Source organism: Vibrio sp. TMPB1044, from assembly GCF_030442075.1.
In the GTDB taxonomy this organism is placed as follows: domain Bacteria; phylum Pseudomonadota; class Gammaproteobacteria; order Enterobacterales; family Vibrionaceae; genus Vibrio; species Vibrio satsumensis.
In genome coordinates, this window is record NZ_JAUJED010000025.1 from 91,976 (window position 1) to 118,268 (window position 26,293).

Genomic DNA, 26,293 nt, shown 5'->3' on the forward strand with positions numbered 1-26,293 from the left:
TAAACAATTAATGAGCGTAAGGGGCTCACCAGTTCAGATTTACAAGCAATAAGTTATGAACAGTGAGTCAATTCGTTCAAACTTCCTAACAGACAGGTGATGCCTTCACTTATTCATACTCTTACAATCAGCAAATCAAACCTGTTACCATAGCGCCTTCAACATTACCTATTTTGAAGGTTGCTATGAAAGCAATTAAAACTCTTTTCTTCCTGATGGTTTTATTGAGTGGTCTGTTTACCGCTTGGCTGTTTATCCCGATTCCAGCGACCATGGACAAACAAACACTCGATGTTCCATTAACAGAACCGTTCAAGCTGGTGGCGTATCGCAGTAATCCGAATGATGCGAGCAAGCCGCTGACTTATCACTACTATGTGATTTCCGATGTGGTTGGCGTGGACGACATGGACCCGTTTCTAATTACGACAGACCAGTTTGTGAAGCTTGGCGAATTCGACGAGAACACATTCAACCTTACGGTTAACGGCAAGATTGAGAGCTACACCAACGATTTGTGGATCAAGAAAGCCGATGGCAAACTGCAGCACTGGTATGTGAGTATTAATGCCAACTACGTTCGTTAAAGTCGGTACACAATAGAATCTATGATTAGACAGCGCTTGGCTTCCAAGCGCTGTTTTTGTTTCTAACAACACTCTCCACTTATCCCTACCCAGTCGACATAAACTGCATTGCCTACTTTTGATTCACTGCTACCCTGCTCTCAAGGTGTTATAAGCTCTTTAGATACGATAAGCTCATCCAATGCTCACGCCCAATAAATCAAAAATAATAAAGGACCACCCGTGGAATTTACGCTCGACAAATTTAACGGCATCATCATTGACCCAGCGACAGCACCTCAAGATGCTGATGCATTTTGTGCCGAACTTAATGAAATCACCGAATTTTCAAAACAAAACAACAAAGGCATTATTTGGATTAGTTTGCCTATTTCGCTATCGCATCTTATCCCAGTAGCCACTGAGCTAGGCTTTGTGTTTCACAACTGCCTAGAAGATGAAATCACGCTGATCCATAAATCCGAAATCGTTGAGTTTGTGCCTTTCATTCCGACTCACACCTTGGGCGCAGGTGCATTGATCACCAACGAACACAAACAAGTGCTGATGATAAAAGAGCATGGCATGACAGGCTACAAATTACCTGGCGGCCACATTGAACTTGGCGAGGGTATTGAAGAGTCTGTGGTTCGAGAAACCTTGGAAGAGACGGGTATCAAAGCGGAGTTTGTATCGGTGGTTGGCATGGCAACGCGCCACCCATATCAATTTGGCAAATCAAACCTCTACTTCGTTTGTCACCTGATTGCTCAAAATCAAGAGATTGCGATTCAAGACACCGATGAAATTGCAGAAGCCAAATGGGTAGATGTAGAAGAGTTCATCAACAACGCTGAGAACTACCCGTTCAACCGTCAAATGGTTGCGTCTTTGATTGGTAAACAAGGCTTGGAGCTGACTCAACTCGAAAGCAATTCAGGCCCAACCCACAAGCCAGAGATCTTCTTTTCGCAAAACTAGACCAATTCAAACATAAAAACGCCCAACTCAAATGAGTTGGGCGTTTTGGTTTCTAGCTTTTGTTTTCTTAATTAAGCCAACTGCGTTGTTAGTTATTCTTTGTACCCATGATTCATTCTCATACTTTTTGTATTAGAAGAAACCTAGCGGATTGGTATCGTAGCTGATCAGCAGGTTCTTGGTGTTTTGGTAATGGTCGAGCATCATCTTATGTGTCTCACGGCCAATGCCTGATTTCTTGTAGCCACCAAACGCCGCGTGTGCTGGATAAGCATGGTAACAGTTAACCCAAATACGACCCGCTTCGATATTGCGCCCCATTCGATACGCTAAGTTTGCATCACGTGTCCATACCCCTGCACCCAAGCCATACTCGGTATCATTGGCAATTTCTAACGCTTCCGCTTCATCTTTAAAGGTCGTCACCGCGATAACAGGGCCGAAGATCTCTTCTTGGAAGACACGCATCTTGTTGTTGCCTTCGAGCATGGTTGGTTGAATGTAGTAACCATTACCTAAATCATCTGGTTGCTGCGCGATTTCACCACCTGTCAGCACTTTCGCGCCTTCTTGGCGGCCAATCTCAAGATAGCTCAGAATCTTATCGAACTGCTCTTTAGAAGCTTGTGCGCCAACCTGAGTATCGGTATCTAGCGGGTTACCTTGTTTGATGGTTTGAGCACGCTCGACTACTTTCGCAATGAACTTGTCGTATACCGATTCATGGATGAGCACACGAGAAGGACAGGTACACACTTCACCTTGGTTAAAGAACGCCAGCAACATACCTTCGACACACTTATCTAGGTATTCGTCTTCGTGGTTAAAGATATCTGGAAAGTAGATGTTTGGAGACTTACCGCCAAGCTCAACCGTTGATGGGATCAAACTTTCTGCGGCACATTTCAGGATATGGTGGCCGACCTCTGTTGAACCAGTAAACGCCAGCTTCGCCAAACGATCGCTGGTTGCTAATGCTTGGCCCGCTTCGCTACCAAAACCATTGACGATGTTGACCACACCAGCAGGCAGAAGGTCAGCGATCTTCTCCATCATCACCAAAATCGAGGTTGGCGTTTGCTCGGCTGGCTTCATCACTACACAACACCCCGCAGCCAGTGCGGGTGCCAGTTTCCAAGCCGCCATTAAAATCGGGAAGTTCCAAGGGATAATCTGACCTACCACACCAATTGGTTCTGGGAAGTGGTAGCTTGCCGTGTTTGAATCGAGCTCAGCTGCACTGCCTTCTTGCGCTCGAATACAACCCGCAAAGTAGCGGAAGTGATCGACAACCAAAGGAATATCTGCCGCTAAAGTTTCACGCACAGGTTTGCCGTTTTCCCACGTTTCAGCAACCGCGATTTCTTCTAGGTTCGCTTCAATACGATCGGCAATCTTAAGCAGGATATTCGAGCGTTCAGTCACACTCGTTGCTGCCCAACTCGCACGAGCTGCATGCGCTGCATCGAGTGCCAAGCTAATGTCTGCCTCGGTTGAACGCGCGACTTGGCAATACACCTGACCATTAACTGGGGAAGTGTTATCAAAATACTCGCCGCTGACAGGCTTCACCCACTCACCACCGATAAAATTATCGTATTGAGCTTTAAAGTTCACCACTGCGTTATCACTACCCGGCTGTGCGTAAATCATAGTTAGATCCTTCTTAGATTTTTAGTCGTTGTTCATTCGTTATTGAGCTTATGTTGTCGAGCTAGCATGGCGGCTTCCCTTGAGAAGAGAACCCGAGAAGAGAACTCAAAAAAAGAGCCGCCATGTTTATACTTTCTGTTTAAAACACTGATACTTCGTGTTTTCTTCACAACAGTAACAACGCAAATCACACGCCAGAACTTCAAAACTTGTTGTTAATAAATTGTAAAACTATGATTACCAAACGTTTACAACCCAAAGTGAGTTGGCATTGAACGGACGTATGGAAAGCACTCCAGTGTTCAACTGTTCCAAATTGGTACACCCTCACTGTTACGACATGGAACAGTCATGCACCTTCAACAAGCAAACACCTCAGATTGGCTTTCATCCTCTTGGCACCGCAGCACAGAAGCGGGTCTTAAACAGAGACGACTTCCCGAAGACATTCGCCTGCCACAATCGATTCTTAAACAGCGACGTCATCAATCATCGAGCTTGATTCAAATCGTCGAACGTAATGCGCTACCTCTGTTTAATCAGATGTTTGCACGCACTGACAGTCGTTTGATTTTGACCGATATTGAGGGCGTCATTCTGGCAAGTTGGGGACAGGAGCGGTTTAAAGAGAAACTGACGTCAATTGCACTCAGCTCAGGGGCGTGTTGGCAGGAACAACTTAAAGGCACCAACGCGATTGGCACCGCGATTGTTGAAGCCAAGCCAGTATCGATCATTGGCGAACAGCACTTCATCCACCAGCATCGGTTTATAAGTTGTTCAGCAAGCCCTGTGTTTGATCATCAAGGCCAAATGGTTGGCATATTGGACATCACCAGTGAACAGCAACAACACGACAGTTCGGTGCAGCTACTCGTTCAAAGTATGGTTCAGCTTGTTGAAAACCAGCTATTGAGTCATATCCCACAAGGCACGACTCGTATTGATCTCGCGTGTGAGAAATCGTTATTGCACAGTGGTTGGCAAGGGATCGTAATAGCGAATGAGGCTGGTGAGGTGGTGGCGCATAATCAAGTCGCCTCTCAATTGCTGGATCAAACCTCGATCGTTGGTGCATGCATTGATACCCTCTTCAATCGAACTTCATTAGACACCTCATTTGTGTTTGAAAAACAGCACCTCAAACGCACGACAACCAAACGCACACGTTCTATTTCAGCATCGTGTGATTTGCACCATGGCGAACAACAGATAGAACACGCTTGGCAGCAAGCTAATAAGGTCATCGATAAAGGGATCAGCTTGCTGATCTTAGGTGAAACTGGCGTTGGAAAAGGTGAGTTTGTTAAAGCCTTACACAAACAGAGCCAGCGTAAATCCTCACCCTTAGTTGCCGTCAATTGTGGAGCACTACCGAAAGATCTTATCGAATCTGAATTGTTCGGTTACGCGCCGGGCGCCTTTACGGGAGCAAGCCACAAGGGCTTCCAAGGTAAGATCCGCCAAGCAGATAAAGGGATTCTATTTCTAGATGAGATCGCCGACATGCCTTTGGAGGCTCAGTGTCGACTGCTGCATGTTCTGCAAGACAAATCCGTAGTACCTGTAGGTTCAAACCAGAGTTACCAAGTTGATTGTCAGATCATCGCTGCCACACATAAAAACCTCGAGCAGTTAGTTGCGACAGGAGAATTTAGGCAAGATCTGTATTACAGATTAAATGGCTTGGCCTTCACCTTACCAAGCCTGCAATACCGACAAGACAAGCACGCTTTAATCAAAAATATTCACCGAAAATACGCAGAAGATGGACAGACAATCTGCCCGCACTTAATGAGCTTACTGTGCGCCTATTCTTGGCCGGGTAATATCCGCGAGTTAGACAATTTACTTAAGGTCGCCGCCCTACTCGCGAGCGACGAACCACAAGTCACTCTAGAACATGTACCAAGCCACCTTGCTCAGCACCTCACCTCTTTAGCTCAAGATAGTCATCATCAGATTACTGCTTCTCGTATCATCGAAGGTAAGTCAAATGCTGACTTAAGAAGTACCGTTGAAGAAACCTTGTTGCAAACGTATCAAGCCAACCAAGGCAATATCAGTAAGACATCTCGAATACTCGGCATCAGCCGCAATACTATTTATCGAAAACTAAAGAGTTTGGGGATTCTTCAATGAAGGAAATGAACCAAGCTTTGGCTGCCCTAAATTGATAAAACAAACATAAACACTCGTATAAATAGGGGGAATGAATGACTTTGAGTAAAATTAAGTGTGACCATTGTCATATAATGAATAATCCACATTCAGTAACGAGCGAAAAAAACACAGTTCTCACCTAACAAAAGACCACTTTATCAATAAGGTTTAAAGATCAATAAATACAATTGGTTACTTAACCTTAAGCAAGCATTTATTTATCTTTCATAACCCACACATCAAATATAAATACAAGCCCAATGCAATCCTGTTTATAAATTTAATCTGTCTATTCTTTTTGTATTCATTATTTTGAATTTTTCATTCATTTATCTTGTTTAAAATCTCAGCAAATTTAAAATATTTGGCATGAGATCATATGTTTAACAGTATACGTACACGAATTGCGGTAAGTGCAGGCGGGGCAATGGCTTTCACCCTGTTAATCGCAATGGGGATGACGACCAACGCATTTACCGATGTGAATGAGCAAGTCACTAAAAAAGTCAAAACGCAGCTGACAGACGCCACGACATCGGATTTACAAAACACAGCACTTCAACAAGGTTTAAACATCGCTAACCAGCTTGACCCTGTATTGGCCAACCTAAAACAAGCACGCTCAATCATTGAGTTGAGTTCAGAAACCAACGCAAGCGCAGACCTTGTTGTTAAACAGTTTACTGCCGCCTTGGAAGCACAAAACAAAGCTGTATTTGCGGGCTACATGGTTTGGGAAAACAAAACATGGCCACAGCAAGCTACGTTGAACAGCGAAAGTAACTCAAACTCCCAAGAAAGCTCAAACACCGAATTAGGCTTTAACAGCCAAGGCTACCTTGCCCCGTTCTTCTCTCCCAATGACCAAAACAGCTTTGATGCAGTCGCGATGGAAAGCTTCAGCAATACCGAGTTAAACAGCAACGGGGAGCGAAAAGACGACTGGCACTTAATGCCTTACCAAACCGGTAAGACATTTGTGATGGAACCGTATTTCTACCCGGTTCGAGGTAAGCAAGAGCTCATCACCACCATCAGCCAACCAATCAAACAAGACGGGAAAATCATTGGCTCAATTGGCTTTGATTTGTCTTTGTTCGAGCTTCAAAGCCAGAGTGAATTGTTTGCGCGTGACCTGTTTGATGGCAAAGGCAAGATCCTCATCACTTCCTGGAAAGGCATTACACTGGCCAACAGCAGTGCTGGAAAAATGGTTGGTAAGAAAGTCTCACCAGAGCTAGAAAAAGAGTGGTCGCGAGTTCAGTCTATCGCTAAACAGTCTGGGGCTGGGTTGGTTACATTTGGCGGAGATGAGTACGCCATTACTGCTATCGAGACTAGCGACGCACCGTGGGTAGTCATGGTGTCGGTTCCCAGTAGTCACCTTGCAAAAAGTGTCGACGAATACACCCAGTGGAGTGATGAGCAGAATTCAAAAGCACTTGAAAAAGGTGTGTGGGCGGGGATCATCGCAGCTCTTCTAGGCATTGCCTCCATGGCATTTATCGCCAACTCTTTAGGCAAGGTTCTGAACAACTTAGTGGAACGTTTCAAAGATGCAGCACAAGGCGAGGGTGACTTAACTTATCGCATTGAAGTGAAAGGTAAGGATGAAACTGCTCAGCTAGCACATTGGTTCAATACCTTCCTATCTCGCATACAAGAAATGCTCCTAACCGTTATGGTAACAGCAGACCAAGTAGATAAAAATGCCGCTGAAGGCCAAGCTCGCGCTGAAGTTTCTCGTGATCAGTTGAATTCTCAAGTTAACGAGGTGAACTCACTTGCAACAGCCATTAATGAAATGAGTGCGACTGCACAAGAAGTGGCAAGTTCAGCCGTTCAAGCGGCCGCAGCTGCGAGCCAAGTGCAAAGCAACAGCCTTAATGGTATGGCACGCATGGACAATGCCGCCAGCGCGGTAGATAGCTTAGCGGTTCAAGTAAATGATGCGCAGCAACAAACGCAAAACTTGGTCGATTCGAGCACTGCTATTCAAGGCATTTTAAGCGAGATTGGTGGTATTGCAGAACAAACTAACTTGCTTGCACTGAATGCTGCCATTGAAGCAGCCCGCGCAGGAGAAGCAGGACGAGGCTTTGCCGTGGTGGCCGATGAAGTACGTAACCTAGCAAACCGTACTCAAGGTTCGACCGAAGAGATCCGCTCAATGCTAGCGCGCCTGGAGCAAGAGACCCAATCTATCGTGGTGTTGATGGAGCAAAGCCAACAGCAAGCGAACGATACCAAAGGCGAAACTCAAGCCGCCCATTTAGCGCTGTCTGAGATTAACCAAGCCATTGAAGTGATCAACGACATGAACAACCAGATTGCTTCCGCTGCTGAGGAACAAAGCTCGGTATCAGAAGAGATTAACCGTAATGTGGTGATCATCAATGACACTGCCGTTGAGGTGATGGGCACCATGACATCCTCGGTAGAAATCAGTAATGAGCTGACAGTAAAAGCCGGAGATTTGCACGGGGAGTTGAGTAAATTTAAGCTATCTTAATTCGCTCTCTCTTCCATAAAAACAAGGCCGAGAAACGCAATGTTCTCGGCCTATCTCTTATCCACCTTATCTCATCGTAAAAAGCTCAACTCCTGAGTGAGAAAACAAAAGTCATTTAGAAAAAAGCTAATCAGAATCCAACTCGACAAGTTGATTGAGTACCTCTTTATCTAATACAGGGTGGTGCTTGCTCGCTAAGATCAGCACGATATCAACCGAAGGCAATGGTGGCATATCATCAAGGATTTTCAGCTCCGGAGTGACGCTTAGCTTACCCATAGCTCCAATCGCCAACCCTGCTTTGACGATAGCGCGCTGAGCTGAAGCCGTGTTACTACAGGCTAGTAATTGATAGGGTATCCCCTGCTTAGTTAAACCATTTACCGCCGCAGCGTGGTATTTACAGTCAGTCTGAAATAGAGCTAATGGAACAGGCTTGGAGTCATCCAAGACATAATCAGAACTGCTTATCCACACTCCGACATCATTGGTCAACCAATATCCTTCTTCACTGTCAGGTGCTCTGGTCACAATCGCGGCATCTAATCGGCCATCATCCAACCACTCTCTGAGCGTAATGCTTGGTAAGCTGAATACTTGAATAGAACAGGTAGGTTCTGCTTTCTGCAACACACGAATGACTTTCGGCAGAATGGTGTCGTTATAGTCTTCAGGGCAACCTAACCTCAAGGGCTGTTTGTCTTCATAACGCTTTACTTGTTTCAATGCCGTATTGTGGAGTGCGACGAGCTGCTCCGCATGAGAACGCAATGCCAAGCCCGCCTCAGTCAGAACCAGGTTGCGTCCTTCCTTTTGAAACAGGGTGACGTTCAGTTCTTCTTCTAACTTGCGCATCTGAGCACTAAAGGCCGATTGGGTGCGATTAATCTGCTTCGCAGCACGTGTAAAACTGCTGGTCTCCACAAACGCGAGAAAGCCTCGCAAAGCATCAATATCCATATTGAAATAACCACCCATCGTTTTTATTAATGTATTGCATCAAAATTATCCGTTAGTGCGCAGCAATACAATCCCTTAATCTCAAAAGCATCCCCACCAAATGCAAGGAAGCATCTATGCAGCTTTATATCGCTAATCAGAACTACTCAACTTGGTCACTGCGCGCATGGCTAATATTCGACAACTACAACTTGAATACAGAAGTTATCAAGCTCAAGCTTTTCACCTCTGACTTTTACGACACTCTTGCCTCAGTAACACCGACTGCGAAAGTCCCGACTCTGGTCGATGGTGACGTTGCTGTGTGGGATTCCTTAGCGATTCTCGAATACGTGAACGATGCCTATTTAGACGGTGCTGCGTGGCCAACTTCTGTCGCTGAACGCGCCTTGGCCCGAGCTATCTCGGCAGAAATGCATTCTGGTTTTTTCAACATCAGAAATGAATTACCAATGAATTGCCGAGCCAAAAGAAAATTGGTTTTGAGTGAAGGTGCACTAAAAGACATCGCTCGCATCGATGCCATTTGGTCAGAGCAAATGGAGCAATACCCAGAGGGCTGGCTATTTGGTGAATGGTCGATTGCTGATGCGATGTTTGCACCTGTAGCGCTGCGAGTCGAAACCTATGGCATCAAGCTTTCGGACAAGGCCCGACAGTATCAACAACGAGTGTTGAATAGCCCGTCTATAAAAAAATGGTTGGCGGAGGCGAGTTTAGAAAAGGATATCGTTGAAGAAGACGAGGCGGGAGAACCTGTTTAGTTTGGAGAGAATGAGTCTCGAATAGCGTCGAGACTCATTGTTGTTACTAGTGAATACGATCCGCTGACTCGCTACTCGGAAGTAACGCTGTCTTGGTGAACATTCGCTTCAAATTCCAATATGTCACCAGGTTGGCACTCTAACACTTCGCACAACTTATCAAGTGTCGATAGCCTTACCGCTTTGGCCTTGCCATTCTTTAACACCGACAAGTTGGCTTCTGTAATCCCTACTTCTTTTGCCAATGTCTTCAATCGCATTTTCCGCTTGGCCATCATAATGTCTAAATTAATGCAGATAGTCATGACAAGTCCTTTAAATCGTGTGGCTGTGTTCGTCGGCCAAAATATAACCCTCTTTCATCACCCATGAGATGATCAAGATAATCATACCTAATATAAGTGTCAAAAAGTCCATACCCACAAAACTAATCTCAAAGATACGCTCACCTGGTGGATTATTGAACGACAAAATCACTGACATCAATGAACCATAGATAACCGACCCAAATACCCAATAGAAAAAGCTATACCCGAGTTTCTGGTATGACATTGCGTTTTCCAAAGAGAAGATTTCGCCTCGCTCATAGTTGCGAAATAAACGTATCAGAACCATTAGTGCGTATATCAGGATGCTGGACATCGCTAAACTTGTGAACGCAGCAACCATTCTTGTTGTCATAGTAAGCGGCAACATCGTGTAACTCCCGATGTCATAGGTGAGATAAAAAATACCTGTCGCACTTATAAAGTCATAGGGAGTCTCAACGGTTAACCAGAAGTAGCACACCATGATAGGAGTAAGTACAAGAAAGAACTGCAATAGCATGCGAACACGTCGGCTCTGTTTTTGGATGTTAGACATAATGAATATTCCTGTTAAGTTGACAGGAGGATACCAAGATCAAATCAAATGATGATCAATAATAAATTATCGTTTTTCGATAATTTATTACCTTTTAACATTTTAATTAAGAAACAAAATAGCGTTAGATTTATCAGTTAATGATCAAGGCCCTAGCTCGCTCTCGAGTCGATTCACTTAACCACCAATCACCTGAACCTTTACCCAAATCGCAATAATTTTGTCGACTGTGATCACCGAACCACAATGTGCAGACCTGATTGTTTATATTCAACAAAATCCAATTCGTTAAGATAAACATCATGTTACGAACCTCTATCGCATTCCTCAGTGTCACAAGCTTAGCTGTATCTGCCAACGTCACCCCTCCCTCTGGACAAGACTGGATCAATCATGCTTCTGAAGGGCTTGCGCCTTATTGGATGATGCCGAGCGCTCAGGGCGAACCGATAGGCAACTTCCCTACTTTTCGTTGTGATGATGGAACATTGCTTGATGTGACTAATGTTTGTCCTGAATTGAACAGAAGCTGGATCACGCCACACTTTGGCAAAGAGTTCACTCGGATGAAATCACGCCAAACCTACGCATATGGCGTGCTATACCACCTGACTGGTGATAAGCAGGCATTAGCGCTCGCTAAGCAAGGGGCTTACTACCTTATTGAACACTTAGAAGATAAACAAAATGGCGGTTTCATCAGCTTTACCAAAGGTGGGAAATCTGGGCTTGAGTGGCAACAGCGAACGGCTCAAGATCAAGCGTATGCACTAGTTGGATTGGCAATGTACTACTACCTAACCCAAGACAAGCAGGTAGAGGAAGCGCTCATTGCCCAACAAGCATTTATCTTTAATAAATATCGACTTAACGACAACAGCGGCCTAGCGTGGGTACTTACTGACGGCGTAGATGGCAAAGCCACTCAGCGGGAGTTGGTTGCACAGCTTGACCAGATTAACGGCTACATGCTGTTAGTAGCACCCCTGCTAAAAGAGCCTATCAAATCGAAATGGCTTGATGATCTGAATTGGCTGACAAAAACCATGGTTGAGCACTACCACTCTGAAGATGAACAACGCTTCTACGGTGCCATTCACAGCAAAGCAGCCATGATGCCGAACGCCAATCACAACGATTTTGGGCACACCATCAAAGCGTATTGGATGACTTATCTGACAGGCCAAACATTGAATAACTCTGAATGGTCGCAATTTGGCATCCAAGGGATGAAACACACCTTAGAGCAAGCTCAATACCAGAAAGAGTTCGTGAACGTCTCCCAATATTTTGGCGAGGAACTTCAGAATACGTGGAAAGGACAAGAGATTACTGGGTGGCAAAGCAAGCCAAACACTAATTGGGCGTCATCATGGGAATGGGCAGAGCTCGATCAAGCCGCAATGACGGTATCGCTTGTTGATGGTTCAATGAAAGAAGTTCTGCAATACACCCTGCCAACCTTTCATGATGTGTGGGTTGACCACAAATACGGCGGTGTCGGGCTTGAACCTAAGCGTACTAAGGCTTTTCATTGGGGCAACGGCTACCATCAATTTGAGCACGCGTTGATTGGTTATTTGTACGCGCAGCAAGTTGAGGACCAACCCGCGGTATTGCACTACGCAAGGCCAACCAACAGCAAGATGCCAATGGAACCTTACTATTATCAAGGTGATGTGGTGGAGTTGGAGAGTCAAGTTGATGGAACGCAGAAGGTCAGTTTCAATAACATTCGACCGTAATATATGAAATTCGCTAATCGATACTTTTAGCAGTGATTTGCGGTTAAGACGGAAAAGATGAGTGACTAGCCGTTAGCAAAGCCTGAGAAGAGAAGACGCTTTTCAGGCTTTTAAAACACAGTTGAACGGCATTTATTGGTAGGGTTTGAAATTGGTATTTGAGCGATGAAGCCTTATCACTTATCATTTATCATTTATCATTTATCATTTATCATTTATCATTTATCACTTCAAAAAGCATAAGGCATTGCGAAAATCACTTCTTCTTGTTCTGCTCAACCAGCTTTTCATTCCACGCTACGTTACCGTCCCGCTTGCTAACATCATATTCAGAACAAAACTGCGATATGGTCATGTTGTTGTCGCCAGTTGCTAGCTTTAGCGCTAACTGAACTTGCTGAAGCTTGCTTTGCAGACGAAGGTTTTGGCCTGCCTTCGGGCTTTTTTCTTTGGCGAACTTTAAGGCGGCATGTTTACGCTCGGCAGCGCCAGCTCGGCGATCGGCTTCTGATAATAGATATTTTAGCTGCGCGACACTTTTCCCTTTTTTGAAAGCAGGTTCAAGCAGTTCGACACACTCATCAAATGATGGATTTATAACATATGGATCAATTCTATGCGCTTGTTGACGCATCCACTCTAGCGCGAGCTTTTCATCTGACATTTTGCAATCTTTACCAATAAAACAGCCGTACATGGTATCGCTCAATAGCAAACCGCTGCAATAAAAAATTGAGTAACTTTTGCCTTTTTAATTAGAGCTTGTAGTTAAGTATCAATAACGCCAAATCAGACAGCTCCCCCAACACCGCAACGAAGAGCCAAACTTGACGCTATTGATACCTCATTCGGTCTTTTTAACGCATCACAAACAGCTCTTCGTGATAATTCTGGTCAACATTGAACTTGCACGCATCGAGTTCTTTTTTAAGCGATGTTGAGAACAGCTCTGGCCCGCAGAAATACAGTTCATAATCGTTTAAATCACCACACTGATGAGCAATGCGTTCAGCGTTTAATCGAGGTGAATGCAAGGTGTCTATCACGTTCAAATTCACTCCAACTTGATGTGCAAGGTGCCATAACTCATCCACTAAATGCTCATCGACACCACGAGTACAATAGAACAGCTCGATGTGAGAGTGAGTCTTCTCTGTTTTGAGCGCTTCAAGCGTTGCAAAAAATGACGCTATCCCGACACCACCCGCAATCCAAATTTGTGGCTTACTTAAGTCAAACTCAAGTCGACCATAAGGCCCTTCCACCGTAACCGCATCGCCCGCATTTACTCGTTCATAAAGACCATTAGTAAAGTCACCCAACTCTTTAATCAAGAAGCGCAGTTCTGAATCTTCGCTGCCCGAAACAATGGTAAACGGGTGCGGGTCTTCATTGCCGAAGCGCAAGTACGCAAACTGCCCTGCTTTGTGTCCTCGCCAAGATGTATCGGGCTTTAGCACCAACTCCATCACTTCGGCTTGTGGAAAATATCGAGTGGAAGAAACAGCAGCAGAGTGACGATTACGACGCCCTACAAAACCAAACAAACTGTAAATCGCCGCGATAGACCCAACCAAAGCAAAAGTCACAGTTAGGTAATAAATAGGCTGGCCCCAATAGGCATGTTTGAGCAGTAATACCGAGTGAAACGCGATCAACAGATACGCGACAGACATCAAGCGATGTGACAATTTAAACGGTTTGTATTTCACTGCCGCCCACAACGACGCCACCAGTAAAACAAGCAATAGATAGAAACCCCACTCGCCAATATTTTCAGCGAAACCGTGTAGCCCATTGACCCACGCTTCCCAACCAGACAAAGTTCTTGCCGGGCCGGAACCATCATGGCGAACAGGCTTAGCCAACACTCCAGACATCACTAGCCACTTAGGGATCTGGTACCACAACCAGTGTGTCACACCCAGAGCTACGCCACCGATACCCAACCATTTGTGGACTCGATACGCTTTATCCATGCCGTTGAGCCAATTCTCAACCATAGGCAAACGCATCGCCAAGATCATGGTGATGGACATTAACATCAGAGACAAAATACCCGAGTACTGAATCATGGCGGAGCGCCATTCAAATACGTTGCTTGAAGCGAAGAGTTGCGGTTCCATCGCAAACCAAAAGGCTGACATTATGGCAATCATTGCCCAGAGGATATTGCGGACTGTTTTCATTTTTTAACACTCATAAAGACGACATCATTACTTTAGCTTGCGTGATGTAAAGCGACGTCAACATACGTAAATCTATGCAAAGGCACACGCTCAGCTGATCGTTAGAGGGGGCTTCCGCGTAAATATAATTTGGTTAGTAAACAAATCGTCGAAAACAAAAATGAGAAGAAGAGAAGATATGAAGGACATGACCCTTTCAAGACAAGATATACAAACGATGGATCAGCGAGAGCGCGCTCGCTTAATTAACTCCTTATCGGGGTTCAAGAGCGCAAACCTGATTGGTACGTGTGATAAACAAGGGCTAGAAAATCTTGCTGTGGTGAGCTCTGTGGTTCATCTAGGGTCAAACCCACCTTTGTTTGGCTTCATAGTTCGGCCAGCAGAGAGCCGTCGCCACACATCAGAGAATATCCAAGAAACTCAGCACTTCACCATCAACAGCATCAGCGCTGACTTTGTTCAAAAAGCGCATCAAACCTCGGCTCGTTATCCAAAGTCGGCATCCGAATTCAAAGCCGTCGGGCTCACCCCTTATTATGACGACATGTTTCCCGCGCCGTTTGTATTAGAAAGTGCACTCAAGATAGGGCTGGTTTTGAAAGAACAGATATCAATAGAGAGTAATCAAACCCAGATGCTGATTGGAGAGGTTATTACGATTCAAGCACCCAAGCGTGCCGTGATGCCGGATGGCTACCTTGATTTAGAAGCGCTAGATTTAGTCACGATTTCAGGGCTCGATAGCTACCACGTCACCCAAAGGCTTCACCGATTGAGTTACGCCAAGCCAAATAAGTCTCTGTTTCCGCTGACCCACGAAGGTACCCCAACCTCATGGGAGGCTTTCGAACACAACCTAACTCATTTTGTTCGGTAATTTAGTCACAAAGGTGTTAACTTTCTAAGCTTAACCTAATGCGCACACAACAGTTCTAAACTGCATCTACCACCATTTCCAAGGACTCTTTTGAAGTTAACCCACTTTAAATACAAGACTCGCAAAGGCCCAGACTATCGCCATGGTGATCAGGTGTCTTTCATGGACATCAAGCAGACCTTTGGTATGGGCAGTATTCGCGTGGGTGCTTGGGTAACCAAAGAAGAGAAAGAGCTGGCTGCGAATCTGATATTCGACTCGCTTGCAGACTTGGCTTACATCTTGGCTCTGCCGCCAGAAGCCATTGGCCTGCGCGGCACATTAGGCTTAGCGTTTGGCAGTGGTGGCAGAAAAGGCGTGCAAGCACACTACGCACCGAACCAACGAGAATTAGCCCTTGCCAAGAACGCTGGTGCTGGTGCACTCGCCCACGAGTTTTGGCATGCGTTTGACCACTATATTGCCGAAAAAGCGTTTGAGATTGGTGACACCTCAGGTCCTCGAAAACACATCTTGTTCGCTAGCGACTGTTGGTTACACGATAGAAAGGTGCGACCTCACCCATTAAACGAGAGTTTGATGTCTCTGTTCGATGCCACACTACTCAGCGACAACAACCTGGATAAGCACGACTACGTTGCGCGCAGTGTTATTGCCGACAAGGCAACGTCTGCCCGTTACTTCTCACTACCCACAGAAATGATGGCTCGCGCTTTTGAATCCGCGATTGAATCCTGCTCAGATATCGAAAACAGTTACCTAGTTGATGGCACAACCAAACCAGATATGTTCCCTCTGTACCCCGACCTCGCTCATAGAGAGGAAATCTACAATGCGATGCAAGGCTATTTTGCACCATTAGGGCGGTCTTTAAGTAAGTAACGTTTTGAACAGTCAGGACAATAGGTGATCCAAGGTTCAAAACTGTTTATAGTCGACACAAACTTCAACACACATGATTTAGAGGCAGTAATGATCAGTTGGCCATCTTTAGTAAAACTCGACGGTGATGATGAACTTATTTACGTCGCATCCGAAAAAGAATTTCAGGCAGAATGCTCAGACATGATCTTAGGTGAAGAGGATTATCTCATCGATTCAGTTGGCGACAGCTATTCGCTTCAATCGAGTTCAAATCAACTGTCTCTAGCGAAACGACCTGAGCGTTATTCGACTGAAAACGTGACCAAACTGATTCGAAATCACGAGTTCCAGAAAGCAGGAATGTGTCTGATGAAGATCCACTTCCTGACTATCGAAGAAGCAATTCACTCGTTGGCCTGACAGCCCTCAGTGATACTCCACATTCAGCTATAAATACGATTTCAGCTCCAAGAAAAGATATGCAAAAGGTCAAGCAACACTGCTTGACCTTTCTTTTCCGAAATCACTTAGTCATCCCGACTAAACCGATTAAGTCGTCGCCTTTTGAGTTGTTGCTAGTTGCTCTACGACCCCTTCAGCAAACTCACCACGTTGCAGTTTCTCACGCAAGATTGCATGCTGGTCTTCCGTAAAAGTGTAACGAGACATGATAAAAATACGCACTAAAGCACCAAGAGCGGGCAAAAGAGCAACACAGAAAAACATACCGTCTAATGCGATTTCTGTTTGTTCTGCATTCGGCACGTAACCAATCATCGTTAAGATAATACCAGTTAAGCCACCCGCTACAGCAACAGACAACTTACCTGTAAATGTCTGACCTGAGAAGGTAATCGCCGCTGTACGTTTACCACTGTGATAATAAGAGTATTCCACGGTGTCTGCGATCATTGCCGAAATAAGAGGGTTAGTCATCATGAAGATGCCTGTTATCACGGCAAGCCATGTCATCACTGCAATCTGACTATCATAGCCGGTCATGTAAAAACCAATTCGAGCAATAATTTCCAGTACACAAAGAGCGATAAAAATATCACGCTTTTTAAAGCGCTTAGTCAACACTGGTGTAGCTAAGCAAGCGATAGCACTCACCAAAGTGATGGTACCAATCAAGGAAACAAGGCCAACATCACCCATGTTGTAAGTGAAAAAGAAAATGTATAAGCCATTCACTAGATTGAAGAAAACATTCATGAAGAAGGCAGCAAGAATAAAGAACAGAGGTTTATTTTTGCGTACAGCTTGGAAGGTCTGCTTTAAGGTCACCTTTTCACAACTGGCGGTAGAGATTCGCTCTTTGGTGTTGTAAAAGCCGTTCAACATGAATAACAAACCAGCGATCATCAATACGATAACAGCCGGTAAGTATCCTTGGTCCGCACGACCATCAGCGAAGTAAGCGCTCAATTTAGGAAAAATTACTAACGTTGCACCAATGCCTGCATTTACACCTAGCATGGCACATGTTGCCGCTTTCGCGCGCTCTTGAGGCTCATCCGTCATTACAGAGGACATCGACCAAAACGGTACATCTGAGATGGTATATAGCGTACCCCAAAGAATATAAGTGATACCCGCATACATAACCTTCGTTGAAGTGTCGGCATCAATATTGTAGAAAGCAGCGATCGTCACCAACACGATAAGGAATGGTGTGAACAACATGTAAGGACGGAACTTACCAAAACGAGATTCTAATGTATCCATGTAGCCCGCTATCAGAGGGTCATTGACAGCATCCCACACACGAGCAATCAAAAATATCGTACTCGCAGCAATCGGCGATATACCTAAGATATCGGTATAAAAGTAGAGAATAAAGGAGCCGACGAGGCCAAAGCTAAAGCACTGGCCTACACCGTAGCCGAAGTAGGACATCAGCTCCTTATTGTTTAATTTGTTTTGTAGAGTAGTCATAGTTCACGTCTCAGTTTAGTTAATTATAGATTGGCTAACGAGCCAGTACTTACGCCTGGCTCACAGGCAATTAATCCACTTCTGCGAGTCTTTTGATTAATTGCACTTCGCTTGGGTCATATGGCTGTCCTTGCTCATCAAGCAGATCGTGGAACCATCGACTTGCATAGTTGCTGTCATTGCGTTTTATCTCAGGCCAAGGCAGATGTGTTTGGGTCTTACCTTTGACTAAGCCCCACTGATAGCAACCAATTGATTTATCGTGGAAAATAGGAAGTTGTTCATGAAGATGTGATTCAGCGTGACGCGCTAGCCACTCTGTACACATCATTGGGCGGTTGTATTTTTCAATAATTTCAACGGCTTCGTGGAATAGGTCTATCGGCAAATAAGCATGGAACGTGATGATGTCAGATAGCTCCATTGCTTTACGGTCTGTTGGATGTTCATAAATAGGTAAACTACGATCCAAAATGCTCGGAGCGTGCCATGCCCCTACCGTTAACGGTTGTGTTGGGTTTTCGGCGCGCGCCCACTCAAAGGCTTTTACCATCAACTCATGGCTGAATCTTTCCATCGCTTCGTCGTAAGCAAGTTCACCACTCTTGGTAAAGATCATGCGGTTGGTCGGTTCGTTGTAGAGATCCCAAATGACAATTCTCGGGTCATTTTTGTATGTTGAGATGATGTCGCGAATGTAAGTCTCAACGTCGCGCCATTGCGACTTATCCATCACAACATTACGACCAGGGCTTGCCGCAGCTTGGCTATTGTGGAGATCTGGCACTGGTGACTTTTGTTCACCAAGATATGGGTGGTCACCAGAAAAACCACAATCATCCATTGGGGTCATCATCACCTTAATCTGGTTTCGTTCACAAATATCTAAGAAATGATCAATGCGCTCATGCAGTCCTTGGCGGTCGACTTGCCACACAATGAAAGGCAAATTGGTACGCAGCGTGTTGTAGCCAACCTCTCTCGCCCATGCCAACTCTTGTTCCATTATTTCTGGTGAAAATGAGTCGGCCTGCCACATTTCATTCCAATTCACGGCTGTTCTCGGTAAATAGTTAAAGCCACGCAACCAGCCATGTTCCTTTTGCCATTGCCATGCTTTATCTTCGGACCACTTTTGCATCTTACTCACCTTAAAAATAATATATTAACTAATAATGTTAGCTAATATATTAGCTAATAATTTAACCGCTATACGTTCTAGGAGTAAACGTGGCAGCCATCACAGCTTTCAAGTTTCTCAGTTAGAAACTTGTGATCAAAGTCTTTAGAGGATGACCAGAATGAAATCTTTAGCTAATATCTTTAGTTAAGAGAATTATCTATAAGATGAACAATGGCTAAGAAAGTAACCATGAGTGACATAGCGGCAACAGCAGGCGTGTCACAATCAACCGTATCCTTGGTGTTAAATGGCTCAACATCAGTCAAGATTGCTGATGCCACCAAACAGAAGGTGCTTGAAACCGCAGAATCATTGGGCTATAGAAATAAAAAAGTGGCTCATGCGCTAGGTCGGCCTAAAAAAGTCGCTTTGGTTATCAACGGACTATCCAGCTATGACCCTTTCATTGACGCTATTAACGCTGCGCGTGAAGAAGCTTGGGCGAATGACTATATTTTAGTGACGTTTAATTACAGCCACGATGAAGTATTAGCGAGTAAGATTGAGGCGGAAATCAACAGCGGTGATTACGCAGGTTTGGTTTATGCATCGAGTATGACTCGAGACCTTGAACAACAAAGAGTTAATACGACGCTACCAACCGTGCTCTTAAATTGCACCAATGAAAGCCTTAGTAATACACCAAGTATTTTGCCTGCCGATATGATTGGTTCTTACAAAGCCGTTTCTCACCTCACACAGCAAGGCTATCGTCACATTGCGATGCTCACAGGCGAAAACTGGATGCTTGCGAGCCAACAACGAAGCGAAGGTTATCGTCAGGCGTTAATTGATGCAGATATTATCCCAAACAGTGATTACTTAGCAGAGGCCAACTGGTCATTAAAAGAAGCACATCAGCAGACATTAGCTTTGTTTAAGTTAGCTCAACCACCAGAAGCTATCTTTTGTGGCAGTGATTACATGGCGATGGGGTGCTATCAAGCACTGGCTGAACTAGGGCTTAAGATCCCTCAAGATGTCGCGGTAGTTGGCTACGACAATCAGCAGATCGCGTCGGAAAGCTTCCCTGCATTAACATCGGTTGAGTTGCCTTATTCAGATATGGGTAAACTAGCGGTTGAATCCTTAATGGCGCTGATTGAGGAGCAACCCTTGCTATCGAGCAAGCGAAAAGTGGAAGGCGAATTGATTATCCGTACCTCCTCGACCAAGTAGGACAAAGTGGGCGCATAGCCCACCATTAACACCTAAAACTCAAACTGATAAACCGTTTGATGTTGGTAGGTTTCCTCCGGGTTTAATACACCTCTCTTACTACCCCATTCGGGCTTATTAGGACCATCTGGAAGGTATTGTGTTTCCAGAGCAAGCCCATCATACAGTTCGTAGTGTTTGCTCTTACCGGGTGTCCCTGCCAAAAAGTTTCCTGAATAAAATTGTACTGCTGGTTTTGTTGTTTTCACCCTCATTGTAAGGTCTTTATTAGGCGATATGAGTATCGCTGCTGTCGATTCCCCATCAGTCACTTCCTGCTGAAAAACAAAGGCATGATCATAACCACCAGCCATTTTCTGGTCCGACTCAGTCAGAAAATCCCGCCCAATGAGCTTTGCTTGTGAAAAATCAAAACTCGTATCCTTAACCGCCTTTATTTCTCCTGTCGGTATTAAGCCTTGATCCGTTGGTAAGTAATGGCTTGAACTCAACTGCAATACATGATCCAAGCTTTTCGAACCAGAAGCCTCACCAGCCAAATTAAAGTAAGCATGATTGGTTAAGTTAACGGGGCAAATCTTATCAGTATTGGCTTCATAAGAAATAGATACTTGGTTGTCATCCGTTAGAGAGTAGGTAACTTTGACACCAAGATTACCCGGATACCCTTGATCACCATCTTTGGTAAGAAGAGTAAACACTACCTTTTGTGCACTTTGTTCAACAATGCTCCAACGCTTTTTATCAAAGCCCTCTACTCCACCATGTAATGAGTTTTCACCATTATTAACCCCGAGTTGGTAGCGCTTCCCTTCAAGTTCGAATTGGCCTTTAGCGATACGGTTTGCAAAACGCCCAACAATCGCCCCGAAATAAGAGCTCTGCTCCATATGTTCAGCCATATTGGGTGAGCGAAGTAACACCTCTCGAGCTTCTTCATTCACTGGCATAGAACAACTCAACCAAGTAGCTCCAATATCCATGAGTGATACGCTCATTCCATTGCTGTTCTTGAGGTGGACCAGTTTAGCTAACTGACCATCAAACGATGGAGTGGATGCCATGTCTTGCTCTAATTGCTCAAAGTTAGTAATCATTAGTACCTCTTCGTCTCACAAAAATAGCGTTATATCACCACTAACCCACCTATAGCTAATAATATTAGCTAATATTTTGATCTAAATTACCTTTTACTTAATTCACATACCTTTTCAAGCGTCAGAAACAAAAACAGCGCCTCAATAGGCGCTGTTTTTCGTTTTATCTCGTTATCGCTTAATTAAGCGACAAAAAGTAAGATTAAGTGATAAAGAGCTAGATTAAGCGATAAAAATCTGTGCCAGTGCATAACCCAAACAACATGCGCCTACTACACCGATTAAACCCACCGACATGAATGAGTGGTTGAAGTACCACTTACCAATCTTAGTGGTACCAGATACATCGAAGTTAACCGTAGCGATATCTGATGGGTAGTTAGGAATAAAGAAGTAGCCGTACACCGCTGGCATCAAGCCGATTAACAGTGCTGGATCTAACCCTAGACCAAGGCCAACAGGCAACATCATACGTGCAGTAGCCGCTTGCGAGTTCACGACAACCGATACGATGAATAGCGCTAGTGCGAACGTCCATGGGTAGTTGGTTACCATTTCCACGATGCCCGATTTGAACTGAGGCATTGCGTATTGGAAGTAAGTATCCGACATCCAAGCGATACCGAAGATAGCGATCGCTGCCACCATACCGGATTTGAATACCACGCCGTTTGGCACATCTCGCGGGTCAGTTTTGGTCGCCAGCAAGATGATACCGCCGAAACAGAGCATCATCATTTGGATGATCACCGACATCTTGATTGGCTTGTCGCCGTCTACGATGGTTCTGATCTCTGGCACCATCGCCACAATAACAATCACCACAATCGACAATAGGAAAATCAATACTGCATTACGCGCTGAGCTTGGAAGCACTTCATCCAAAGACGTTGCAGTGGTGTTTTCAATGCGCTTTTTCCACTCAGGATCTTTTAAGCGCTCTTGATAATCAGGATCGTCGTTCAGTTCTTTACCGCGTTTCAAGCTGTACAAAGAAAGTAACAGCGTACCGAACAAGGTTGCAGGCACCGTTACTAACAGAATCGAAAGCAAAGTAATGGAATGCTGAATATCTGAAAGTTGCGCTAAGTAGTACACCACTGCCGCCGAAATTGGCGATGCGGTAATCGCAAGTTGAGATGCAACTGAAGCCGCAGCCATTGGGCGCTCAGGACGAATCCCGTTCTTCAATGCCACATCACCGATGATAGGCATAATTGAATACACCGCGTGGCCAGTACCCAATAGGAAAGTCATCGAATAAGTCACGAACGGAGCTATCAGGGTGACGCGTTTCGGGTTCTTTCTCAGCACCCTTTCCGCGACTTGCAGCATGTATTTTAAGCCACCAGCCGCTTCGAGGATCGAAGCACAGGTTACCACCGCGAGAATGATCAGCATTACGGTGACAGGTGGCGATGTTGGCGGCATCTTGAAGATAAAGACCTCAATCACCAAACCAATACCAGAAACAACCCCTAAACCAATACCACCATATCGAGAACCGATATAGAGAACGACAAGTAAAAATAGAAACTCAAAATACAACATAAGCAACCCTGCTAAAAATGTGGACTAATGTTATTTTCTCCCTAAGCTCAGCCATTTACTTATTGCTTGGTCACACTATGATTGCGGAATCTCGCAAATTGTTTTTTCTAAGATTATGGTCACGCTAAATGAACCGTAAGTTCATGAAATGTAATAAGAAGCCAGACGCACAAGCTAGATTTGTTATGTGGAATAGTCATAATTGTTTCTGTTAGATCTGGATGGCCTATAAAATATCAGGCTCATAACTGAACGATATTATTTCAACCACAATCAATCACATTTGAAGTCATTCAGAAGCATATTGCCGAGCCGATTGGATATATTCTTACTGAACGTTGACTCGCCTATCACTAGACACTATGTCAAAATACTCGCCCTCACCACGACAACACAGAAAGAACCACGGATATGAATTTCCAAGCTGCTATTTTTGATATGGATGGACTGTTGCTCGACACCGAGCGACTTTGTATGCAGGTTTTTGAAGAAGCATGTCACGCGCAAGGTGTTCCGTTTTTGCAGGATGTTTACCTAGGCATCATTGGCTGTAACGCAAAAACCATCGAACAGATCTTTAGAAATGGCTACGGCGAAGGGTTAGATTACCCAGCATTGAACAATGAATGGCGCACTCGCTACAGTGCGATTGTTAAGCACCAGGCTATCCCAGTTAAAGATGGCGTGATTGAACTTCTTGAATGGCTGAAATCAAACGACATTCCAATCGCGGTTGCGACCTCAACTCAGCTTGATATCGCTAGAAAGAAGCTTGAGCTGGCTGGCCTAGATTCTTACTTCACCTCACTAAGCACAGGCTGTGAAGTGACCAACGGTAAACCTCACCCAGAGATCTACCTGCTAGCGGCAGAACGCCTAGGTGTTGCCCCTGAAACCTGCCTAGCGTTTGAAGACTCAAACAACGGTATTCGCGCATCAATGGCAGCCAACATGATCAGCTTCCAGATCCCTGATTTGGTTGAGCCTTGCGAAGAAGTAAAAGCGCTTGGTCACACGATCAGCCCTTCTCTGCATCATGTGTTAGCGCAGCTTCAACAAGCTGCAGCTTAGGCTCTTATTACCGTTGATAACGCTTTAATCAACACAGAATAACCTTTCTATTAAGCCGACTCACAGAGTCGGTTTTTTTGTGGGTATTCCTTTTATAAAAGATAAAAACTCGCGCTTGAAACTGTTAAAGTCGATATGAAACGACACTGATCGATAAGCAATATTGATAATGGAGAAAGGGACGCGTGATAGAAAAATTTGAAAGCCAACTGCTTGATTTTGCAAAACAAGAAATGACACAAGATGCCGCGCACGACATCAGCCATATTAAGCGCGTAGTCAAAACTGCCAAGGCTTTATGTACTCAAGAACAAGCTAAGCTTGAAGTCGTGGTGCCCGCCGCTTACCTTCATGATTGCTTCACCTTTCCCAAGAACCACCCAGACCGCGCTCAAAGCTCACAAATGGCAGCAGACAAAGCCATCTCTTATCTCAAATCTATCGAATATCCTGCGTCCTATCTTGATGAGATCCATCATGCCATTGTCACTCACAGTTACAGTGCCAACATCACACCAGAAACCTTGGAAGCTCAAGTCGTCCAAGATGCGGATCGCCTAGACTCTCTCGGCGCAATTGGCATTGCACGTTGCCTGTATGTGGGTCAGAGTTTTAATGCCGAACTCTATAACCATCAAGACCCGTTCGCTGCACATCGAGACTTAGATGATAAGCATTACAGCGTCGATCACTTCTACGTGAAGTTGTTTAAGCTCGCTGAAACCATGAATACAGAATCCGCCAAGTTAGAAGCTAACAAGCGCACTGACTATATGCGTTGCTTTCTTGATCAGTTGAGCACAGAAGTTTAACGGCTTACTTGCTTAGAAAAACAGTTAGCCAACAAGGGAGAAGTACGAATATGGAAATTAATCGCTTTAAGGAATCCGACGCCGACGAGATCGTCACTTGGTTCACGTCACTGGAAGATTACGTGCTATGGGGAGGACGAACCTTTGGTTGGCCGTTAGAAGCGACTTCTATCATCGAACGATCTCAAGAACCACATGTTGAGCTATATACCTTCTCTCAACCTAATGCTGGTTCTAGCACCGGTGAATTACTTGGCTTTATGGAGTTTCAACGCATGTCAGACAGTGAGCTTCGCTTTTGCCGAGTTGCGATTCACCCAAACCAACGAGGCAAAGGGTTAGGACAATCGATGCTAGAAACGGCCTTAGAAGCGGCGAAAGAAATACCGGATGTCACCACCATCACCTTGGCCGTATTCAAGCAAAACCAAGGGGCAAAACGCTGCTACGACAAAGCGGGGTTTCAGGTTGTCGACAAAGAACCAAGCGTTAAAAAATTCAATGGTAAAACGTGGCCCTTGTATCAAATGGAATTACAGCTCGGCTAATTCGTTTTAATTGTCAGGCTGGTTTTAATTACCAGATTTGACCCCATATATTAAAAACTCGCATTAGTTTGGAACCTTCAATGACCCAAGAAAAATTCGACACCATTTATCAACGTGCGGCTCACCGTAAAGGCGGAGCGGCCGAGCTCGAAAAGATTGTTCGTGCGCCTCTTTCACAAGCTGAATTATCACAGATCACAGACGATCGTTGGTTGGCCGCCTTTACTGAAAAGGTATTCCAGTGTGGCATTTCATGGAATGTAGTGCGAAAGAAATGGCCGCAATTTGAAGAAGTGTTCTTTGAATTCAATATCGAAAAAATGCTGATGCTGCCGAATGAGATGTGGGAACAAAAAGCACAAGACCCGCGTATTATTCGCCACCTCACTAAGGTGATGACCATCCCTGCTAACGCTACCATGATCCACAATGCCAAGCGTGAAGCCGATTCATTCTCACAAATGGTTGCAGATTGGCCATCAGAACGCATTACTGAACTTTGGGATTACCTGAAAAAACACGGTAAGCGTTTAGGCGGTAACACGGGCGCCTACACCTTACGTCAAATGGGCAAAGACACCTTCATCTTGTCTTCTGATGTTGAAGCGCACCTGCGTAGTACAGATGTTATCGATAGCGGTCGTAACACCAAGCGAGCACAACTGGCGGCAGGTAAAGCCTTTAATGAGTGGCAGCAACAATCAGGCCGTAGCCTGAGCGAAATAAGCCAGATCGTTGCGTATAGCTGCGGTGATAATCGCGTCTAGTTTTAG

24 protein-coding genes are annotated in these 26,293 nt (G+C 44.9%); 14 read left to right on the forward strand and 10 right to left on the reverse strand.

The window, feature by feature from the left end; translation table 11 throughout:
* Window positions 1-185: 185 nt before the first annotated feature.
* Window positions 186-587 (forward strand): hypothetical protein, encoded by a 402-nt coding sequence (locus QQ041_RS18500; protein ID WP_146490304.1) that lies wholly within the window; start codon window positions 186-188, stop codon window positions 585-587.
* A 222-nt stretch (window positions 588-809) separates the two neighbouring features.
* A complete protein-coding gene (locus tag QQ041_RS18505; protein WP_146490303.1) occupies window positions 810-1,547 on the forward strand; it encodes an NUDIX domain-containing protein in 738 nt (245 codons plus the stop codon).
* Window positions 1,548-1,679: 132 nt separating this feature from the next.
* Here QQ041_RS18505 and QQ041_RS18510 read toward each other — a convergent pair whose 3' ends face one another.
* Entirely contained in the window at window positions 1,680-3,200 is a 1,521-nt protein-coding gene (locus tag QQ041_RS18510; RefSeq protein WP_285954740.1) for an aldehyde dehydrogenase family protein, read from the reverse strand.
* Between the two features lie 351 nt (window positions 3,201-3,551).
* Here QQ041_RS18510 and QQ041_RS18515 point away from each other — a divergent pair, with 351 nt between their 5' ends.
* Together QQ041_RS18515 and QQ041_RS18520 are read left to right on the forward strand one after the other, a co-directional pair.
* Complete coding sequence (locus tag QQ041_RS18515; RefSeq protein WP_285954741.1) at window positions 3,552-5,342, forward strand: sigma-54-dependent Fis family transcriptional regulator; 1,791 nt, start codon at window positions 3,552-3,554, stop codon at window positions 5,340-5,342.
* A gap of 400 nt (window positions 5,343-5,742) precedes the next feature.
* Entirely contained in the window at window positions 5,743-7,875 is a 2,133-nt protein-coding gene (locus QQ041_RS18520) for a methyl-accepting chemotaxis protein (RefSeq protein ID WP_285954742.1), read from the forward strand.
* Window positions 7,876-8,001: 126 nt separating this feature from the next.
* Here QQ041_RS18520 and QQ041_RS18525 read toward each other — a convergent pair whose 3' ends face one another.
* Window positions 8,002-8,853 (reverse strand): LysR family transcriptional regulator, encoded by an 852-nt coding sequence (locus QQ041_RS18525; RefSeq protein WP_285954743.1) that lies wholly within the window; start codon window positions 8,851-8,853, stop codon window positions 8,002-8,004.
* A gap of 98 nt (window positions 8,854-8,951) precedes the next feature.
* Between QQ041_RS18525 and QQ041_RS18530 the strand changes: the two genes are divergently transcribed.
* Complete coding sequence (locus QQ041_RS18530) at window positions 8,952-9,599, forward strand: glutathione S-transferase family protein (RefSeq protein ID WP_285954744.1); 648 nt, start codon at window positions 8,952-8,954, stop codon at window positions 9,597-9,599.
* Window positions 9,600-9,670: 71 nt separating this feature from the next.
* Here the strand turns inward: QQ041_RS18530 and QQ041_RS18535 are convergent, their stop codons facing one another.
* The gene (locus QQ041_RS18535; protein WP_146490297.1) at window positions 9,671-9,904 is read right to left on the reverse strand and encodes a helix-turn-helix transcriptional regulator; all 234 of its coding nucleotides are present in this window, start codon (window positions 9,902-9,904) and stop codon (window positions 9,671-9,673) included.
* Window positions 9,905-9,914: 10 nt separating this feature from the next.
* Window positions 9,915-10,463 (reverse strand): DUF2975 domain-containing protein, encoded by a 549-nt coding sequence (locus QQ041_RS18540; protein ID WP_285954745.1) that lies wholly within the window; start codon window positions 10,461-10,463, stop codon window positions 9,915-9,917.
* Between the two features lie 302 nt (window positions 10,464-10,765).
* Between QQ041_RS18540 and QQ041_RS18545 the strand changes: the two genes are divergently transcribed.
* A complete protein-coding gene (locus QQ041_RS18545) occupies window positions 10,766-12,208 on the forward strand; it encodes an N-acylglucosamine 2-epimerase (RefSeq protein WP_285954746.1) in 1,443 nt (480 codons plus the stop codon).
* A gap of 256 nt (window positions 12,209-12,464) precedes the next feature.
* On the opposite strand, the gene QQ041_RS18550 is transcribed toward QQ041_RS18545, so the two are convergent.
* Together QQ041_RS18550 and QQ041_RS18555 are read right to left on the reverse strand one after the other, a co-directional pair.
* A complete protein-coding gene (locus QQ041_RS18550; RefSeq protein WP_065206759.1) occupies window positions 12,465-12,872 on the reverse strand; it encodes a hypothetical protein in 408 nt (135 codons plus the stop codon).
* Window positions 12,873-13,065: 193 nt separating this feature from the next.
* Complete coding sequence (locus QQ041_RS18555; protein ID WP_285954747.1) at window positions 13,066-14,397, reverse strand: ferric reductase-like transmembrane domain-containing protein; 1,332 nt, start codon at window positions 14,395-14,397, stop codon at window positions 13,066-13,068.
* Between the two features lie 178 nt (window positions 14,398-14,575).
* On the opposite strand from QQ041_RS18555, the gene QQ041_RS18560 reads away from it, so the two are divergent.
* The 3 genes from QQ041_RS18560 (at window position 14,576) to QQ041_RS18570 (ending at window position 16,561) form a co-directional block, all read left to right on the forward strand.
* Complete coding sequence (locus QQ041_RS18560) at window positions 14,576-15,277, forward strand: flavin reductase (protein WP_285954748.1); 702 nt, start codon at window positions 14,576-14,578, stop codon at window positions 15,275-15,277.
* 90 nt (window positions 15,278-15,367) lie between these two features.
* Window positions 15,368-16,159 carry a CLCA_X family protein gene (locus QQ041_RS18565; RefSeq protein ID WP_285954749.1) on the forward strand — a complete coding sequence of 264 codons (792 nt, stop codon included), beginning with the start codon at window positions 15,368-15,370 and terminating at the stop codon, window positions 16,157-16,159.
* A 90-nt stretch (window positions 16,160-16,249) separates the two neighbouring features.
* Window positions 16,250-16,561, forward strand: coding sequence for a DUF4144 domain-containing protein (locus QQ041_RS18570; protein WP_285954750.1), 312 nt, complete (start codon window positions 16,250-16,252; stop codon window positions 16,559-16,561).
* A 129-nt stretch (window positions 16,562-16,690) separates the two neighbouring features.
* Here QQ041_RS18570 and QQ041_RS18575 read toward each other — a convergent pair whose 3' ends face one another.
* Window positions 16,691-18,079, reverse strand: coding sequence for an MFS transporter (locus QQ041_RS18575; RefSeq protein ID WP_285954751.1), 1,389 nt, complete (start codon window positions 18,077-18,079; stop codon window positions 16,691-16,693).
* Between the two features lie 70 nt (window positions 18,080-18,149).
* Window positions 18,150-19,220 (reverse strand): cellulase family glycosylhydrolase, encoded by a 1,071-nt coding sequence (locus QQ041_RS18580; RefSeq protein ID WP_285954752.1) that lies wholly within the window; start codon window positions 19,218-19,220, stop codon window positions 18,150-18,152.
* A 213-nt stretch (window positions 19,221-19,433) separates the two neighbouring features.
* Between QQ041_RS18580 and QQ041_RS18585 the strand changes: the two genes are divergently transcribed.
* On the forward strand, window positions 19,434-20,441 hold the full coding sequence (locus QQ041_RS18585; RefSeq protein WP_285954753.1) for a LacI family DNA-binding transcriptional regulator: 1,008 nt from the start codon (window positions 19,434-19,436) through the stop codon (window positions 20,439-20,441).
* 32 nt (window positions 20,442-20,473) lie between these two features.
* Here QQ041_RS18585 and galM read toward each other — a convergent pair whose 3' ends face one another.
* On the reverse strand, window positions 20,474-21,538 hold the full coding sequence (galM, locus tag QQ041_RS18590; RefSeq protein ID WP_285954754.1) for a galactose-1-epimerase: 1,065 nt from the start codon (window positions 21,536-21,538) through the stop codon (window positions 20,474-20,476).
* A gap of 222 nt (window positions 21,539-21,760) precedes the next feature.
* Window positions 21,761-23,089 (reverse strand): anaerobic C4-dicarboxylate transporter, encoded by a 1,329-nt coding sequence (locus QQ041_RS18595; RefSeq protein WP_017630706.1) that lies wholly within the window; start codon window positions 23,087-23,089, stop codon window positions 21,761-21,763.
* Between the two features lie 411 nt (window positions 23,090-23,500).
* Here QQ041_RS18595 and QQ041_RS18600 point away from each other — a divergent pair, with 411 nt between their 5' ends.
* The 4 genes from QQ041_RS18600 (at window position 23,501) to QQ041_RS18615 (ending at window position 26,287) form a co-directional block, all read left to right on the forward strand.
* Window positions 23,501-24,160 (forward strand): HAD family phosphatase, encoded by a 660-nt coding sequence (locus QQ041_RS18600; RefSeq protein WP_285954755.1) that lies wholly within the window; start codon window positions 23,501-23,503, stop codon window positions 24,158-24,160.
* 185 nt (window positions 24,161-24,345) lie between these two features.
* On the forward strand, window positions 24,346-24,972 hold the full coding sequence (locus QQ041_RS18605; protein ID WP_285954756.1) for an HD domain-containing protein: 627 nt from the start codon (window positions 24,346-24,348) through the stop codon (window positions 24,970-24,972).
* 50 nt (window positions 24,973-25,022) lie between these two features.
* Window positions 25,023-25,520, forward strand: a complete 498-nt coding sequence (locus QQ041_RS18610; protein WP_285954757.1) for an N-acetyltransferase — start codon at window positions 25,023-25,025, stop codon at window positions 25,518-25,520.
* 80 nt (window positions 25,521-25,600) lie between these two features.
* The gene (locus tag QQ041_RS18615) at window positions 25,601-26,287 is read left to right on the forward strand and encodes a DNA-3-methyladenine glycosylase I (RefSeq protein ID WP_285954758.1); all 687 of its coding nucleotides are present in this window, start codon (window positions 25,601-25,603) and stop codon (window positions 26,285-26,287) included.
* Window positions 26,288-26,293: the final 6 nt, after the last annotated feature.

Excerpts from the sequence above, each read along its gene's own strand:
- QQ041_RS18560 (WP_285954748.1), top strand. The coding sequence starts at position 14,576 with ATGAAGGACATGACCCTTTCAAGACAAGATATACAAACGATGGATCAG.
- QQ041_RS18515 (WP_285954741.1), top strand. The coding sequence starts at position 3,552 with ATGCACCTTCAACAAGCAAACACCTCAGATTGGCTTTCATCCTCTTGG.
- QQ041_RS18535 (WP_146490297.1), bottom strand. The coding sequence starts at position 9,904 with ATGACTATCTGCATTAATTTAGACATTATGATGGCCAAGCGGAAAATG.
- QQ041_RS18545 (WP_285954746.1), top strand. The coding sequence starts at position 10,766 with ATGTTACGAACCTCTATCGCATTCCTCAGTGTCACAAGCTTAGCTGTA.
- QQ041_RS18610 (WP_285954757.1), top strand. The coding sequence starts at position 25,023 with ATGGAAATTAATCGCTTTAAGGAATCCGACGCCGACGAGATCGTCACT.
- QQ041_RS18510 (WP_285954740.1), bottom strand. The coding sequence starts at position 3,200 with ATGATTTACGCACAGCCGGGTAGTGATAACGCAGTGGTGAACTTTAAA.
- QQ041_RS18595 (WP_017630706.1), bottom strand. The coding sequence starts at position 23,089 with ATGTTGTATTTTGAGTTTCTATTTTTACTTGTCGTTCTCTATATCGGT.
- QQ041_RS18525 (WP_285954743.1), bottom strand. The coding sequence starts at position 8,853 with ATGGGTGGTTATTTCAATATGGATATTGATGCTTTGCGAGGCTTTCTC.
- QQ041_RS18615 (WP_285954758.1), top strand. The coding sequence starts at position 25,601 with ATGACCCAAGAAAAATTCGACACCATTTATCAACGTGCGGCTCACCGT.
- QQ041_RS18520 (WP_285954742.1), top strand. The coding sequence starts at position 5,743 with ATGTTTAACAGTATACGTACACGAATTGCGGTAAGTGCAGGCGGGGCA.
- QQ041_RS18500 (WP_146490304.1), top strand. The coding sequence starts at position 186 with ATGAAAGCAATTAAAACTCTTTTCTTCCTGATGGTTTTATTGAGTGGT.
- QQ041_RS18540 (WP_285954745.1), bottom strand. The coding sequence starts at position 10,463 with ATGTCTAACATCCAAAAACAGAGCCGACGTGTTCGCATGCTATTGCAG.
- QQ041_RS18600 (WP_285954755.1), top strand. The coding sequence starts at position 23,501 with ATGAATTTCCAAGCTGCTATTTTTGATATGGATGGACTGTTGCTCGAC.
- QQ041_RS18550 (WP_065206759.1), bottom strand. The coding sequence starts at position 12,872 with ATGTCAGATGAAAAGCTCGCGCTAGAGTGGATGCGTCAACAAGCGCAT.
- QQ041_RS18580 (WP_285954752.1), bottom strand. The coding sequence starts at position 19,220 with ATGCAAAAGTGGTCCGAAGATAAAGCATGGCAATGGCAAAAGGAACAT.
- QQ041_RS18555 (WP_285954747.1), bottom strand. The coding sequence starts at position 14,397 with ATGAAAACAGTCCGCAATATCCTCTGGGCAATGATTGCCATAATGTCA.
- galM (WP_285954754.1), bottom strand. The coding sequence starts at position 21,538 with ATGATTACTAACTTTGAGCAATTAGAGCAAGACATGGCATCCACTCCA.
- QQ041_RS18570 (WP_285954750.1), top strand. The coding sequence starts at position 16,250 with ATGATCAGTTGGCCATCTTTAGTAAAACTCGACGGTGATGATGAACTT.
- QQ041_RS18575 (WP_285954751.1), bottom strand. The coding sequence starts at position 18,079 with ATGACTACTCTACAAAACAAATTAAACAATAAGGAGCTGATGTCCTAC.
- QQ041_RS18530 (WP_285954744.1), top strand. The coding sequence starts at position 8,952 with ATGCAGCTTTATATCGCTAATCAGAACTACTCAACTTGGTCACTGCGC.
- QQ041_RS18585 (WP_285954753.1), top strand. The coding sequence starts at position 19,434 with ATGGCTAAGAAAGTAACCATGAGTGACATAGCGGCAACAGCAGGCGTG.